The organism is Streptomyces sp. NPDC051684 (genome assembly GCF_044453445.1).
Classification (GTDB): domain Bacteria; phylum Actinomycetota; class Actinomycetes; order Streptomycetales; family Streptomycetaceae; genus Streptomyces.
Genome location: NZ_JBITCS010000011.1, coordinates 1 through 14,802 on the forward strand (window position 1 = coordinate 1; position 14,802 = coordinate 14,802).

The following is a 14,802-nucleotide window of genomic DNA, read 5'->3' on the forward strand; positions in this document are numbered from 1 at the left end:
CGACGCTCCGCGTCGCCTCCCTCCTCCGCCTTGCGATCGCACGCACCAGGCCCCGCTCCCTGATCCGGCCTGATCCAAACGACAAGCCCTAGCACAGGCACGCCCCCACCCACCCCCACCCCTACCACTTTCGGGTCAGCTTCCCCGGTCCGGCGGACGCGCCACCAGGCAATGGGCAAGCTGATGCATCACGTACGCCCGCAAAACCCGCACCCCGCACCCCCGCAAGCCCGCACCCGTAAAGGACCCACATGCGCAGCACGCCGCCCCTCGCCGGTGGTACCCAAGGCCCCGACGCCCTGCGGCCGTTGCTCGCCACCGTCCTCGACGCCCTGCACAAGGGCGCCGCCCACCGCGGCGGCCCCCTCCCGGCCGGCGGCCCCGAAGCCGTCACGGCGCAACTCCACCACGACGTAGGGGAGTTGCTGCCCACCCACGGCACGGGCCCCGAAGAGGCGCTGCGCACCCTCGTCACCGCCCTCGCGGAAGGCGCCGCGGACCCCGCGGACCCGCTGTGCGCAGCTCACTTGCACTGCCCGCCGCTCGCCGTCGCCACCGCGGCCGACCTCGCCGCGAGCGCGCTCAACCCCTCGATGGACTCCTGGGACCAGGCCCCCGCCGCCTCCGCCCTCGAAGCCCTCGTCACCACCACCCTCGCCCACGAGATCTACGGCACGTACCCCGCCACCTCCCTCGCCCCCACGACAACCGCCACCCCCAACACCGCCCACACGCCACCCACGCCCCCCACTCCCGACGCCCTCATCACCACCGGCGGCACCGAAGCCAACCAACTCGCCGTCCTCCTCGCCCGGGAAGCCGCAGAGGCCGCCGCCCCCGGCGAACCCGTCCACCTCCTCGTCGGGGCCAACGCCCACCACAGCCTCACCCGCGCCGCCTGGCTCCTCGGGCTGCCCGAACCGGTCGTCGTGCCCGCCCCCGCCGGCACCCTCGACCCCGCCGCCCTCGACGAAGCGCTCACCGAACTCCCCGGCCCTAAACTCGTCGCCGCCACCGCCGGCACCACCGACGCCGGACTCATCGACCCGCTCCCCGAGATCGCCGACCTCTGCGAACGGCACGGCGCCCGCCTCCACATCGACGCCGCCTACGGCGGAGGCGCCCTCTTCAGCCCCCGCGAAGCCCCCAAACTGCACGGCCTCGCCCGCGCCCACACCGTCGCCCTCGACCTGCACAAACTGGGCTGGCAACCCGTCGCCGCCGGCATCCTCGCCGTCCGCGACACCACCGAGACCACCGCCCTCACCCACCAGGCCGACTACCTCAACGCCGACGACGACACCGAAGCCGGCCTCCCCGACCTCCTCGGCCGCTCCCTGCGCACCACCCGCCGCCCCGACGTCCTCAAAACGGCCGTCACCTTCAAAGCCCTCGGCCGCACCGGACTCGCCGCCCTCGTCGACCACGTCACCGCCCTCGCCCACCACCTGGCGCGACTCATCGACGCCCACCCGCACTTCGAGCTCTACGACACCCCCACCCTCACCACCGTCCTGTTCAGGCCCACCGGCGCCACCGACGACACCATCGCCGCGATCCGCCGCGCCCTGCTCGCCGAAGGCCGCGCCGTCCTCGGCCGCGCCCCCATGGACGGAAAGCTCCACCTCAAAGCCACCCTGCTCAACCCGCACGCCACCCCCGAAGACCTCACCGCCCTCCTGGAACTGGTGGAAGGACACACCCCCCGATGACAGCCGCACCCACCGGGCCCACCCCCAAGCCCACCGCACCGCCCACCGAGGAGCCCCGCGACCTCGTCGGCATCGGCATCGGCCCCTTCAACCTCTCCCTCGCCGCCCTCGCCCACCCCCTCACCGAACTCGACACCGCCTTCTACGAACAACGCCCCGACTTCCACTGGCACCCCGGCCTCCTCATCGAAGGCGCCACCCTCCAAGTCCCCTTCCTCGCTGATCTGGTGACCCTCGCCGATCCCACCAGCCACTGGACCTTCCTCAACTACCTCAAGACCCGCGAACGCCTCTTCCCCTTCTACTTCGCCGAGCGCTTCCACATCCAGCGCGCCGAATACGACGCCTACTGCCGCTGGGCCAGCGAAAACCTCCCCGGCCTGCACTTCTCCCACCAGGTCGACGCCGTCCGCTGGAACACCGAACGCGCTCTCTTCGAAGTCGACTTCACTCAACTCGACGCCGAAGGCGAAGCCGAAGCCCTCGGCCGTACGTACACGAAGAACGTCGCCATCGGCGTCGGCACCGCCCCGTACGTCCCGGAACCCCTCAAACCCCTCGCCGACGCACCCACCGTGCCCGTCGTCCACTCGGCCGACTACCTCACCCATCGCGAACGCCTGCTCGCCGCCGACCACATCACCGTCATCGGCAGCGGCCAGTCCGGCGCCGAAATCTTCCTCGACCTGCTCCGCGCCCGCCCCGCAGGCCATGAAAAGATCACCTGGCTCGCCCGCAGCGAAGCCTTCGCCCCCATGGAGTACAGCAAACTCGGCCTCGAACACTTCACCCCCGACTACAGCCACTACTTCCACCACCTCCCCGAAGCCGAGCGCGACCGCCTCGTCCCCGCACAGTGGCAACTTCACAAAGGCATCGACGCCGACACCATCGCCGCCATCCACGAAGAGCTCTACCAGCGCACCCTGGGCGGCGGCTGGCCCGACGCCACCCTCACCCCCGGCGTCAGTATCCGCACCGCAGGCCGCGTCGCCGGCACCAAGGTCGAACTCCACCTCGAACACCGCCAACAAGGCACCCGCTCCCGCCTCACCACCGACGCCGTCGTCCTCGCCACCGGCTACAAGGAACGCCCCCTCAGCGGCATGCTCACCGGACTCGACCCCTACCTGCGCCGCGACCAGTCCGAACGCCCCCGCATCGACGACCACTTCCGCCTCGTCCTCGACGACCGGGTCCAAGGCTCCGTCTACGTACAGAACGCCGAACGCCACACCCACGGCGTCGGCGCCCCCGACCTCGGACTCGCCGCCTGGCGCAGCGCCACCATCCTCAACTCGCTGACCGGCAAGGACCCCTACCCGCAGCCCCGACGCACCGCCTTCACCACCTTCGGCCTCACCGGACACGAAAACCGCGCCCCCCTGCCCGGACAACAGACAGGAGAACGCGGCACCATGGTCAAACTCCAGGACTGACGGCCCGACCGCCTACCGGCTCACGACGAGAACACCGGTGTCCCGTCCCGCGTCAACTGCCAGTCCACCGACGCGAAATCGGCCGGGTCGAGGACGCCCTTCGCCGTCACCCACTCCGCGATCCGCGTCCGGATCTCCGTCGACTCCGACCACAGCTCCTTCGCCGACGCCACATGCGGGAACGCGCCACCACCGTTCGCCCGATAGTTGTTCACCGCGAACACGAACTGCGCCGCGTCATCCAGATCCTTCCCCTCGAACTTCAGGTTCTTGATCCGCGAACCAGCCGCCTGCGCGATGTCGATGTCGTACGACAACCCCGACACATAGTCGTAGTTGTAGTCCGGCCGATTGCCGGCATTCGTCAGCTTGTCCACATCGACATCCGCACCCGCCGCCGTCCGCACGAAATACTCCGCCGAGTACTCCAGGTACGCCCGCATCTGCGCACCCGACATCGCCTTCGCCACCAGCGTGTTGTCGTACACATACAAGCTCGACAGATCGCGGATCGTCACATCACCCGCAGGAATCTCCGACGTGCGCGAGAACGGCGACGCCTGCGACAGCACCGGAAGCGACGCGTACTCCGTGCCCTCCAACGCCTTCGCCACCACATCCGACTGCACCTTGTTGATCAAATCGATGATCGGCGCATCCTTGTACCGGGCGTCCACCGTCGTCAGCGTCTGCTTCGCCGTCCCCACGACCTGATTGACATACGCCACCACCGTCTCGTGCTGCTCCCTCAGCAGCTTCGAGATCTCCGGATCGTCCGCCACCGCATTCGTGTTCCGCAGCGACGCCTTCACCGACTCGACCGTCCAACGCCCCTTGTCCCAGACGAGATCGAAGTCGAACAACGCCAACCGTTCGGCGAAACACAGCGGTTCGGACAGGGCGACCGTCCTCCCCGTCTTCTCGTTCGTCACCAGCTGCTGCGCGATCTCGACATGCGCGTGCCCCACCAGGATCGCGTCGACCCCCGGAACCTGCTTCGCGACATTCGCCGCCGCGTTCTCCACATACGGCACCTGATCCCCGTACGAGGACTGCCCCGACGCCCCCGAATGCGCCGACACGATCACCACGTCCGCGCCCATCGACCGCAGCTTCGGCACCCACTTCGCCGCCTGCTCCTCAAGGCCAGGGAACTTCAACACACCCTGCACATAAGCCTTGTCCCAGATCGCGATCCCCGGATTCGTCAGCCCCAGGACCGCCACCTTCACGTCCTTGCCGTGCGGAGTACGCAGCCGCTTCATGAAGTACGGGGGAAACGCCGGCCTCTCCGTCTTCGCGTCCACCGCATTCGCGCCCAGCAGTGGAAACTCGCACTGCGACTCGAACTTCCGCAGCGTCTCGATGCCGTAGTTGAACTCGTGATTGCCCAGCGCCACCGCGTCGTACCCGATCGCGTTCATCGCCCGCGCCATCGGATGCACCGGACCACCGGCCGCCGTGATCGGATCGACCTTCGCGTAGTAGTACGTCAACGGGGTCCCCTGAATCGTGTCCCCCGCGTCGATGAGCAGCGTGTTCCCCCGGCCCTTCTCCGCACGCACCTGATCCACCAGCGTCGAGACGCGCGCCAGTCCCTGCGCGTTGCCCGCCGAGTCCGAGTAGTCCGCGTTCTTGAAGTAGTCCCAGTTGAAGACGTGACCGTGCAGATCCGTCGTCCCCATCACCGTGAACGCGTACCGCTTCTTCGGCTTCTTCGGCTTCGGCCCCGCCGCGGAAGCGGGCGCGGCCACCGCACCCGTCAGGGCCACCCCGGCACCGGACGCGGCCGAACTGGCGAGAAAGGATCTACGGTCCAACGACATCGACGTCTCCTCGTCTACGTGTACGCCATGGCGACGCGCGTAGATTCTTGCTCACCAACCCCAACTCGCAACAGCCTCACAAGGTTTCGTTTCGATGATGACAAGGTGGGCGCATGGCCAACGACCACCACCACACCGCCACCCCCGAAGCCCCGCGCATCGCCGTCCGCGGCGAAGCCCACATCGAAGCCGAACCCGAAATCGCCCGCATCGGCATCACCGTCGCCGCCCGCGGCACCGACCGCCGCACCGCCCTCGAAGACCTCACCCGCCGCAACACCCACGTACTCGACCTCATCAAGGGCTACGGCGACGCCATCGACAAAACCGCCACCGGCGCCCTCTCCATCACCCCCGAACTCACCAAACGTGGCCGCGGCGAACGCATCCGCACCTACCACGGCCGCGTCCACATCACCGCCGACCTCACCGACTTCACCGCACTCGGCGAACTCACCACCCGCCTCGCCGACCTCGACCTCACCAGCGTCGACGGGCCCTGGTGGTCCCTGCGCCCCACCTCACCCGTCCACGCCCAGGCCAGGCAGCAAGCCGTCCGCGAAGCCGTCCAGCGCGCCCGCGAATACGCCGAAGCCCTCGGCACCACCCTCGCCGCACTCATCGAAATCGCCGACATCGGCGCCGACGACACCTTCCAGCCCGGTGCCACGCCCCGCGCCATGATGCGCACGGCCGCCTACGGAGCCGAAGCCGCGGAACCCGCCCCCGCACTCGACCTCGAACCCCAACGCCAGCGCGTACGAGCCCAGGTCAACGCCCGCTTTACGATGCACCCACCGACACTCTGAGCCGTTCTGCCGCTCATCAGAGCGCAATGTCGCCCACATTCAAACCTTGTCAATAGCCCTTCACGTAAAGGTTGTTGAGTAGTCATGACCGGCCAATTCTCTACCCGCCGGTAAGGTCTAGGCTCGAAACATGCGCCGAGCAAAGATCGTCTGCACCCTGGGCCCCGCCACCGACTCGTACGAGCAGATCAAGGCACTCGTCGAAGCCGGAATGGACGTAGCCCGCTTCAACCTCAGCCACGGCACCTACGCCGAACACGAGGAGCGCTACCAGCGCGTGCGAAAGGCCTCCGACGAGACCGGCCGCAGCGTCGGAATCCTCGCCGACCTTCAAGGCCCGAAGATCCGACTCGGCCGATTCAGCGAAGGACCCGTACTACTCGAACGCGGCGACGAGTTCACCATCACCGTCGAAAACGGCATCCAGGGCGACCGCCAAACCTGCGGCACCACCTACGACGGCCTCGCCGAAGACGTCACCACCGGCGAACGCATCCTCGTCGACGACGGCAAAGTCACCCTCGAAGTCACCGGAGTCGACGGACCCCGCGTCCGCACCCGCGTCATCGAAGGCGGCATGGTCTCCGACCACAAGGGCCTCAACCTCCCCGGCGTCGCCGTCTCCGTCCCCGCCCTCAGCGACAAGGACGAAGCCGACCTCCGCTGGGCCCTGCGCACCGGCGCCGACATCATCGCCCTCTCCTTCGTCCGCAGCGGCCGCGACATCGAAGACGTCCACCGCATCATGCGCGAAAAGGGCCGGCACCTCCCCGTCATCGCCAAGGTCGAAAAGCCCCAGGCTGTCGACAACATCGAAGACATCGTCGCCGCGTTCGACGGCATCATGGTCGCCCGCGGCGACCTCGGCGTCGAAATGCCCCTCGAACAAGTCCCGATCGTCCAAAAGCGCGCGATCAAGCTGGCGAAGCGCAATGCGAAGCCCGTCATCGTCGCGACCCAAATGCTCGACTCGATGATCGACAACTCCCGCCCCACGAGGGCGGAGGCGAGCGATGTGGCGAACGCCGTCATCGACGGTACGGACGCCGTCATGCTTTCCGGTGAAACCAGCGTCGGCAAATACGCCATCGAAACGGTCAAGGTCATGGGCCGCATCGTCGAAGCGGCCGAAGAGGACATCCTCGCCAAGGGCCTCCCGCCCCTGACCGAGCGCAACAAGCCCCGCACCCAGGGCGGAGCGGTCGCCCGCGCGGCGGCTGAAATGGGCGACTTCCTCGGCGCGAAGTTCCTGGTGGCCTTCACGCAGTCCGGCGACACGGTCCGCCGCCTCTCCCGCTACCGCTCGCCGATCCCCCTCCTCGCCTTCACGCCGGAGGCGGCGACGCGCTCGCAGCTCAACCTCACGTGGGGCGTGGAGACGTTCCTCGGCCCGCACGTCGACTCCACCGACGCGATGGTCGCCCAGGTCGACGAACAACTCCTGAAGATCGGACGCTGCAAGAAGGGCGACGTAGTCGTCATCACGGCTGGTTCCCCTCCGGGGGTGGCCGGCTCCACGAACCTGGTCCGCATCCACCACATCGGCGAGGACGACAGCCCGAAGTAGGCGGTGGCGGTCAGTACTTGGGGCCGATGTGGGCGTCCATCAGGGCGACGTCCGGCTTGCGGGCGACCGAGATGTTGTACGGGTTCCCGTGCCGGGTGCAGTGCGTCCACGTGACGCCGAGCCGGTCAAGGGTGTCGGTGAACAGCTGCCGGATGCAGTCCGACTTGTTGGTGAAGAAGTACCGGGGGTACTCATAGCGCTTGCGCTCACCACCGACGAGCCGGGTCGTCCAGTTCGTGATCCGACACCCGTCGGAGTGGATGAGCCCCCGGACGAACTCCCACGGGTGGGCGTCGACGATCTCCTGTTGCCAGGGGGCGAGGACGATCTTGCGATCGTGCTTCTTGCCGGGGCCGTGCTGGGGGAAGAGGCACGGGAGGTGCTTCGAGTAGACCTTCACGTTGTGGCAGCCGGCCCGCCGTACGCGGCACACGCCATTGTCCGGGAAGACGGCTTGCATCGCGCGTTCCGTCTCGTTGGTGATGCCGGGCCAGGCGTCGGCGCAGGTGATCATCAGGTTGGGGACGCGGTGCCCCGAGTAGCGGCTGATGTGGCCGTCGCCCAGGTACTGGCCGAGCAGGTACGAGTACGCGGCTGCGTCCAGGGGGCGGCCGTCGCAGCGCGGGCAGGCCGGATCGTGCGAGCCGGGGCACTCGCCCCGTTTCGCTCGGTCCATGTGGAGCCAGTACGAGACCGTGCCGAGGGGGACGTCGAGGCTGCGTGCGACGTCCGCGTTCTTGGCGCCGCCTCGGAGGAGCGTGAGTGCGCGTTGCCGGGTCTCCAGCGAATGCATGATCATTCATTGACCTTGCATGACTATGCGGCGATGTGATGCAAAAAAGCGGATGTTCACGAGAACGTGAACATCCGCTTCCTTGGAGTGTGCCGGGTGCGGGATTCGAACCCGCACGCCCTTTCGGACAGATGCGTTTGAGGCATCGGCGTCTGCCATTCCGCCAACCCGGCTGGTCAACCCGAGAGGAGTGTACCGGGTAACCGGACGTCCTCGCAGCTAGGTAGGCTCTAGGGGCAGCCCCTAGCCTGCCCGAACAAGGAGCGCCCACGTGACCGCCCCCGAGACGCCCGAGCCCGTAGACGCAGTCGACGACGACAAGTCGCACGTCCCGCCGCTGACGACCCGCGTCGTCATCGCCGAGGACGAGGCCCTGATCCGCCTCGACCTCAAAGAGATGCTCGAGGAAGAGGGCTACTCCGTCGTGGGCGAGGCCGGCGACGGCGAGCAGGCCGTCGAGCTGGCCCGCGAGCACAAGCCCGACCTGGTGATCCTCGACGTGAAGATGCCGAAGATGGACGGCATCAGCGCGGCGGAGAAGATCGCCGGTGAGTCGATCGCCCCGGTTCTGATGCTGACCGCGTTCTCGCAGCGCGACCTCGTCGAGCGTGCGCGCGATGCCGGTGCGATGGCGTACCTCGTGAAGCCGTTCAGCAAGAGCGATGTCGTCCCGGCGATCGAGATGGCCGTGTCCCGCTTCACGGAGCTGAAGACGCTGGAGAGTGAGGTCGCGGACCTTACGCAGCGTCTGGAGACGCGGAAGCTGGTGGACCGGGCGAAGTCGGTGCTTCAGACGGAGTACGGGCTGACGGAGCCGGCGGCGTTCCGTTGGATTCAGAAGACGTCGATGGATCGTCGGCTTTCGATGCAGCAGGTTGCCGAGGCGGTCATTCAGGACGCCGAGGAGAAGAAGGCGTCGAAGGGCTGAGGCCCGGCTCAGCTTGCCAATGTGGCCCGTGTCCCTTTCGAGGGGCACGGGCCACATTCGCGTAAGGCCATCAGTCCTCGCCGAGGTACGCCTTGCGTACGGATTCGTCGTGGAGCAGGTCCTCTCCGGTGCCGGAGAGGACGATGGAGCCGACTTCCATGACGTGGCCCTGGTCGGCGAGCGACAGTGCCGCCTGGGCGTTCTGTTCGACGAGCAGGATGGTCGTGCCCTGGGCCTTGAGCTCGTTGATGGTCGCCATGATCTTCTGCATCATGATCGGGGAGAGGCCCATGGAGGGCTCGTCCAGCATCAGGAGCTTGGGCTGGGACATCAACGCCCGTCCCATGGCGAGCATTTGCTGCTCGCCGCCGGAGAGTGTTCCCGCTGCCTGCTTCCTTCGTTCGCCCAGGATGGGGAAGAGTTCGTAGGCCCGTTGCATGTCCTTGTCGATGGCGGCCTGGTCCTTGCGGAGGAACGCTCCGAGTTGGAGGTTCTCCATGATGGTCAGGCGGGGAAAGATGCGGCGGCCTTCGGGGGAGTGGGCCAACCCCATGGCGACGATCTTGTGTGCGGGGACGGTGGCGAGTGGCTGTCCGGCGAAGCTGATCTTGCCGCCCGAAGGTTTCAGCAGCCCCGACAGCGTGCGCAGGGTGGTCGTCTTGCCCGCACCGTTGGTGCCGATGAGGGTGACGACCTGGCCTTCCTCCACGCTGAAGGAGATTCCCTTGACGGCTTCGATCTTGCCGTACGCGACCTTGAGGTCTTCGACCTCGAGCAGTGCGGTCACTGGTCGTTTCCTTCCCCGCCGGCCTGGGCCTCCGCGGCCTGGACTTCTTCGATCGCGGTGTCTTCGGGGGCGCCTTCGAAGGGGGTGCCGAGGTAGGCGGCGATGACGCGTTCGTCGCCCTGGACGACCTCGCTGGTGCCCTCGACCAGCTTCTCGCCCTGGACCAGTACGGCGACGCGGTCGCAGAGGTTGAAGATGAAACGCATGTCGTGCTCGATGACGAGGACGGCGATGCCCTTGTCGCGGATGGCGACGACCAACTCTTCGGTGGCGCGGGTCTCTTGGGGGTTCATGCCTGCTGTGGGCTCGTCGAGGAGCAGCAGTCCGGGTTCACTCGCCAAGGCCCTCGCGATTTCCAGCTTGCGCTGTTCTCCGTAGGGGAGGTTGCGGGCCAGGTGGTCGCGTTTGTGGGCGAGGCCGATGAACTCGAGGAGTTCCATGGCGCGTTCTTCGCTGCCGCGTTCGGCCTTCTTGAAGCCGGGGCCGCGCAGGAGGGCGGACCAGAGGCCTTCCTTGGTGCGGGTGTGGCGGCCGACGAGGACGTTTTCGAGCACGGTCATGTTGGCGAAGAGGCGGATGTTCTGGAAGGTGCGGGCGACGCCTGCCTGGGTGACGAGGTGGGGTTGGGGTGGGAGGACGCTGCCTTGGTAGGAGACCTGGCCTTCGGTGGGGACGTAGAGGCCGGTGAGGCAGTTGAAGAAGGTGGTTTTTCCGGCGCCGTTGGGGCCGATGAGGCCGACGATCTCGCCTTGGTCGACGTGGAGGTCGACGTTGCGTACGGCGGTGAGGCCGCCGAAGCGCATGGTGACGCCGCTTGCCTGGAGCACTGTGGCCGTGTTGGTCATCGTGTTCACGCTCCTGCCTTGGTGGATGCCGTGGTGGCGGTGCCGGGCAGGCTCGTTTGTTCGGGGATGTCGAGTTGGCCGGTGTCGTGGAATTCGAGTTGCTTGCGGCGGTCGGCGACGAGGCCTTCGGGGCGGAAGCGCATGAGGAGGATCAGTGCGATACCGAAGAGGAGGAGTTGGTAGTCGCCGATGAATTGGAGTTTGGCGGGGATGAGGTAGAGCAGGGCCGCGCCGATGAGGGGGCCGCTGACGGTTCCCATGCCGCCGAGGATGACGGCCGCGAGCAGGAACGCGGAGTTGGGTGGTGCGTTCTCGACGAATTTGTACTGGTCGGGGGTGACCGAGTACTGGACGTGGGCCTGTACCGAGCCGGCCATGCCTGCCAGTGCTGCTCCCAGCGCGAAGGCGAGGAGTTTGAGGCGGAAGGCGTTGATGCCCATGGCGCGGGCGGCTGTCTCGTCTTCGCGGATGGCGACCCAGGCGCGGCCGATGCGGCTGGCGCCGGCGCGGCGGAAGACGGTCACGACGATGATCGTGAAGAAGAGCATCAACAGGTAGTAGTTGGCGAAGCGGCCGAGGTCGACGCCGAGGACGGTGTGGGTTTCGCCGAGGTCGAAGCCGAAGATTTTGAGGTCGGGGATGTTGGGGATGCCGTTGGGCCCGTTGGTGACGTCGGGTCCCGAGTCGCCGTCGAGGTTGTTCATGGTGATGCGGAAGATCTCGCCGAAGCCGAGGGTGACGATGGCGAGGTAGTCGCCTCGGAGGCGGAGGGTGGGTGCGCCGATGGCGACGCCGAAGACGAGGGAGGCGGCGGCGCCGGTGAGTACGGCTGCCCAGAAGGGGAAGTGGACGCCGATGGTGGAGTCGGGGCTGCCGGAGACGAGGGCCGCGGCGTAGGCGCCGACGCCGAGGAAGGCGACGTAGCCGAGGTCGAGGAGTCCTGCGAGGCCGACGACGACGTTGAGGCCGAGGGCGACGGTGGCGAAGACGAGGATGTTGGCGGCGACGTTGGTGTAGGTGTCGTTGGACTGGGTGAAGGGGAAGGCTGCCGCGGCGACGAAGGCGGCGGTGAGGCTGATGTTGCGGTGTTTGTTGGTGAGGCCGGTGATGCGGCTGAGGAGGCCGGATTTGGAGAGGGCGGCGGCTCCGAAGCCGACGATGATCAGGTAGCCGATGAAGAGTTCGCCGTATTCGGTGTCGATGCCGTACGTGAAGACGTAGAGGGCGAGGCCGAAGGCGACGGCGATGAGGAGGATTTCGGCCCAGGCGGGGAGGGTGCTGGTGCTGGGGCGTGCGGGTGGGGCTTTGAGGGCGGCCCGGAAGCGGGTCCAGGGGTTGGTGGCTTCGGGGTCGGGGGTGTCGGCGGGCAGGCCGAGGGCGAGGAGGGTGGTGGCGAGGGCGGCGAGGCCGGCGATCCAGGCTCCGGGTTCGAGGTTGGCGGTGCCGCCGAGTTTCGCGGAGATGGCGCCCATGGTGAAGCCGGTGGTGCAGAGGGTGCCGAGGGCGAAGAGGAGGGTGGGTGCGGTGGTGCTGGCGGGGGTGAGCCATTGCAGGCCGCGGGTGCCGAGTCCGGAGAGGGCCAGGAGCAGGGTGAACAGGGCGCCGGCGAGGGTGAGGACCTGGAGTCCGCCGGGGTAGCCGGTGACGGTGAGGTCGCCGGGGAATTCGTCGGTCCAGGTCCAGGCGAGGAAGGTGCTGGCGAGGGTGAGGAGGGCGGCTGCGGCGGTGCCGTAGCGGGCGGCCTTCTCGGGGAGCGGGAGGGCGGCGGTCTTCATGGCGGGTGTGGTGGTTGTCGTCATGGTGATCACGCCCTGTCCGCGACGCGTTCGCCGAGTAGGCCCTGGGGGCGCAGGAGGAGAACGAGGATGAGGACGACGAAGGCCCAGACGTCCTTCCAGGCTCCGCCGCCGAGGAGTTCCATGCCGGGGATGTCCTGGATGTAGGCGGTGGCGAGGGCTTCGGCGAGGCCGAGGGCGAGGCCGCCGATCATGGCGCCGTAGATGTTGCCGATGCCGCCGAGTACGGCGGCGGTGAAGGCTTTGAGTCCGGCGATGAAGCCCATTTTGAAGCCGACTTGGCCGTATTTGAGGCCGTAGGCCATGGCGGCGACTGCGGCGAAGGCGCCGCCGATGGCGAAGGCGGTGACGACGATGCGGTCGGTGTTGATGCCCATGAGCTTGGCGGTGTCGGGGTCTTGGGAGGTGGCTTGCATGGCGCGGCCGGTGCGGGTTTTGGCGACGAAGAAGGCGAGGGCGGCCATGCAGATGGGGGCGGCGGTGATGAGGAAGATGTCGCCGCGTTGCAGGTTGAAGGCGCCGAGGTCGATGGGGCCGCCTTCGAACTGGGGGAAGGTGCGGTCGGCCTTGGCGTCGGGGTAGAAGGCCCAGACGGCTTGCTGGAGGGCGATGGAGAGGCCGATGGCGGTGATGAGGGGTGCGAGGCGTGGGGCGTTTCTGAGGGGTCGGTAGGCGAAACGTTCCGCGCCGACGGCTATGAGGACTGAGCAGGTGATGCCCATCAGGAGCATGAGGGGCAGGGCGAGGGCGAGTGAGGTGCCGCCGGGGAGCCAGAGCCACATGGTGAGGGCGCCGAAGCCGCCGATCATGTAGATCTCGCCGTGGGCGAAGTTGATGAGCTGGATGATGCCGTAGACCATGGTGTAGCCGACGGCTATGAGGCCGTACAGGGCTCCGAGGATCAGGCCGTTGACCAGCTGTTGCGGCAGATCGTGCACCGCTGGGCCTCCGTTGGTGTGGTGTCAAGTACGGGTGCGCGGGGGGCTGTTGTGGGCCCCCCCGCGCTCGGTGCGGTATTGGGGGAGTGGCCGGGGTGCCGGGCGCTCCCCGCGTGTTACTGCGCTTCCAGCTCGCCGGTCTTGACCGGGGTGTGCTTGCCGCCCTTGACCTGGTAGACGGTCAGGGTGCGGTTGGTGGTGTCGCCGTACTTGTCGAAGCCGACGTTGCCGGTGACGCCGTTGAAGGAGACCTTCTGGGTGGCTTCGGTGATCTTCTTGCGGGCTTCCTTGGGGTCGCTGGGAAGCTTGCCGTCGTTGTCGGACATGACCTGCTTGACGGCTTGGACGATGACCCAGGCGGCGTCGTAGGAGAGGGCGCCGTAGGTCTCGTAGGGCTCCTTGTACCCGGCGGCCTTGTAGTCGGCGATGAACTTCTTTGCGGTGTCGAGCTTCTCGGGCGGGGCTCCGACGGAGGTGGCGAAGTCGCCCTCGGCGGCCTTGCCGGCGAGCTTGGTGTAGTCGGCGCTCTGCAGGGCGTCGCCGCCGACGACGGGGATCTTGGCTCCGGCGTCCTTGATCTGCTTGGAGAGCGGGGCGCCTGCCGGGTATTCGCCGCCGTAGTAGACGAAGTCGGCCTTGGAGTTCTTGATCTTTGTGGCGATGGCGCCGAAGTCGCGGTCGTCGGGGTTGATGTGGTCGGTGGCGACGACCTTGCCGCCGAGCTTGGTGAATTCCTGGCGGAAGGTGCGGGCGAGGCCCGCTCCGTAGGTCTTCTTGTCGTCGACGGAGTAGACGGTCTTCAGCTTCAGGGTGTTGTACGCGTACTGGGCGGCGTACGGGCCCTGGAGGGCGTCGGTGGTGGCGGTGCGGAAGTACGTGTCGAACTGGCGGGACTTCGCGGTCGCGTACTTGGCGCCCTGGGTGAGTTCGGGGGCGGTGTTCGCGGGCGAGACCTGGACGAGGTTCGCGGAGGCGAAGGTCTTCTGCATCGACTGGGCGACGCTGGAGTTCAGGGGGCCCACGACGCCGAGGACGTCGTCCTGGCCGACGAGCTTGGTGGCGTTCTGGCCGCCGGTGGAGGGGTTGGCGACGTCGTCGAGGGGCTGGGTCTTGAAGGTGACCCCGTTGACCTCGTTGTTCTTGTTGGCCATCTTCGCGGCCAGGTCGACGGAGTTCTTGATGCCGATGCCGATGGCCGAGAGGTCGCCGCTGAGCGGGGCGTCGACGCCGATGACCACGGTGGTCTTCTTGCCGCCCTCGGACTTGTTGTCGTCGTCGCGCGAGCCGCAGGCGGTCAGCGTGAGTGCTCCGGTGGTGAGCACGGAAGTGAGTATGAGCAAAGAACGGTGTCGCACGATCATT

The 14,802-nt window shown here is 67.5% G+C and carries 12 protein-coding genes and 1 tRNA gene; 5 read left to right on the plus strand and 8 right to left on the minus strand.

Annotation, left to right across the window (positions count from 1 at the left end; genetic code table 11):
• Nucleotides 1-251: 251 nt before the first annotated feature.
• Both ACIA8D_RS15320 and ACIA8D_RS15325 read left to right on the plus strand, forming a co-directional pair.
• Complete coding sequence (locus tag ACIA8D_RS15320; protein WP_399232239.1) at nucleotides 252-1,712, plus strand: pyridoxal phosphate-dependent decarboxylase family protein; 1,461 nt, start codon at nucleotides 252-254, stop codon at nucleotides 1,710-1,712.
• The gene (locus tag ACIA8D_RS15325) at nucleotides 1,709-3,151 is read left to right on the plus strand and encodes a lysine N(6)-hydroxylase/L-ornithine N(5)-oxygenase family protein (protein ID WP_399232240.1); all 1,443 of its coding nucleotides are present in this window, start codon (nucleotides 1,709-1,711) and stop codon (nucleotides 3,149-3,151) included. Before ACIA8D_RS15320 ends, ACIA8D_RS15325 begins: the two co-directional genes overlap by 4 nt.
• 20 nt (nucleotides 3,152-3,171) lie before the next feature.
• On the opposite strand, the gene ACIA8D_RS15330 is transcribed toward ACIA8D_RS15325, so the two are convergent.
• Nucleotides 3,172-4,977, minus strand: coding sequence for a bifunctional metallophosphatase/5'-nucleotidase (locus ACIA8D_RS15330; protein ID WP_399232242.1), 1,806 nt, complete (start codon nucleotides 4,975-4,977; stop codon nucleotides 3,172-3,174).
• Nucleotides 4,978-5,090: 113 nt separating this feature from the next.
• Between ACIA8D_RS15330 and ACIA8D_RS15335 the strand changes: the two genes are divergently transcribed.
• A complete protein-coding gene (locus ACIA8D_RS15335; protein ID WP_399232243.1) occupies nucleotides 5,091-5,786 on the plus strand; it encodes an SIMPL domain-containing protein in 696 nt (231 codons plus the stop codon).
• A gap of 130 nt (nucleotides 5,787-5,916) precedes the next feature.
• Nucleotides 5,917-7,353 carry a pyruvate kinase gene (gene pyk, locus ACIA8D_RS15340; RefSeq protein WP_399232246.1) on the plus strand — a complete coding sequence of 479 codons (1,437 nt, stop codon included), beginning with the start codon at nucleotides 5,917-5,919 and terminating at the stop codon, nucleotides 7,351-7,353.
• 10 nt (nucleotides 7,354-7,363) lie between these two features.
• On the opposite strand, the gene ACIA8D_RS15345 is transcribed toward pyk, so the two are convergent.
• Both ACIA8D_RS15345 and ACIA8D_RS15350 read right to left on the minus strand, forming a co-directional pair.
• Entirely contained in the window at nucleotides 7,364-8,152 is a 789-nt protein-coding gene (locus ACIA8D_RS15345; protein ID WP_399232248.1) for a helix-turn-helix domain-containing protein, read from the minus strand.
• Between the two features lie 84 nt (nucleotides 8,153-8,236).
• Nucleotides 8,237-8,319: transfer RNA gene (locus tag ACIA8D_RS15350), tRNA-Leu, on the minus strand.
• Nucleotides 8,320-8,417: 98 nt separating this feature from the next.
• Here ACIA8D_RS15350 and ACIA8D_RS15355 point away from each other — a divergent pair.
• Entirely contained in the window at nucleotides 8,418-9,074 is a 657-nt protein-coding gene (locus ACIA8D_RS15355; RefSeq protein ID WP_399232249.1) for an ANTAR domain-containing response regulator, read from the plus strand.
• A 70-nt stretch (nucleotides 9,075-9,144) separates the two neighbouring features.
• Here the strand turns inward: ACIA8D_RS15355 and ACIA8D_RS15360 are convergent, their stop codons facing one another.
• The 5 genes from ACIA8D_RS15360 to ACIA8D_RS15380 all read right to left on the minus strand — a co-directional run bounded on the left by ACIA8D_RS15360 (nucleotide 9,145) and on the right by ACIA8D_RS15380 (nucleotide 14,801).
• Nucleotides 9,145-9,861 (minus strand): ABC transporter ATP-binding protein, encoded by a 717-nt coding sequence (locus ACIA8D_RS15360; RefSeq protein WP_399232251.1) that lies wholly within the window; start codon nucleotides 9,859-9,861, stop codon nucleotides 9,145-9,147.
• On the minus strand, nucleotides 9,858-10,706 hold the full coding sequence (locus ACIA8D_RS15365; RefSeq protein WP_399232252.1) for an ABC transporter ATP-binding protein: 849 nt from the start codon (nucleotides 10,704-10,706) through the stop codon (nucleotides 9,858-9,860). The genes ACIA8D_RS15360 and ACIA8D_RS15365 overlap by 4 nt, the downstream gene beginning before the upstream one ends.
• Before the next feature lie 5 nt (nucleotides 10,707-10,711).
• A complete protein-coding gene (locus ACIA8D_RS15370) occupies nucleotides 10,712-12,505 on the minus strand; it encodes a branched-chain amino acid ABC transporter permease (RefSeq protein WP_399232253.1) in 1,794 nt (597 codons plus the stop codon).
• A 5-nt stretch (nucleotides 12,506-12,510) separates the two neighbouring features.
• Nucleotides 12,511-13,440 (minus strand): branched-chain amino acid ABC transporter permease, encoded by a 930-nt coding sequence (locus tag ACIA8D_RS15375; RefSeq protein WP_399232255.1) that lies wholly within the window; start codon nucleotides 13,438-13,440, stop codon nucleotides 12,511-12,513.
• A gap of 116 nt (nucleotides 13,441-13,556) precedes the next feature.
• Entirely contained in the window at nucleotides 13,557-14,801 is a 1,245-nt protein-coding gene (locus ACIA8D_RS15380; RefSeq protein WP_399232257.1) for a branched-chain amino acid ABC transporter substrate-binding protein, read from the minus strand.
• Between the last annotated feature and the right edge of the window lies 1 nt (nucleotide 14,802).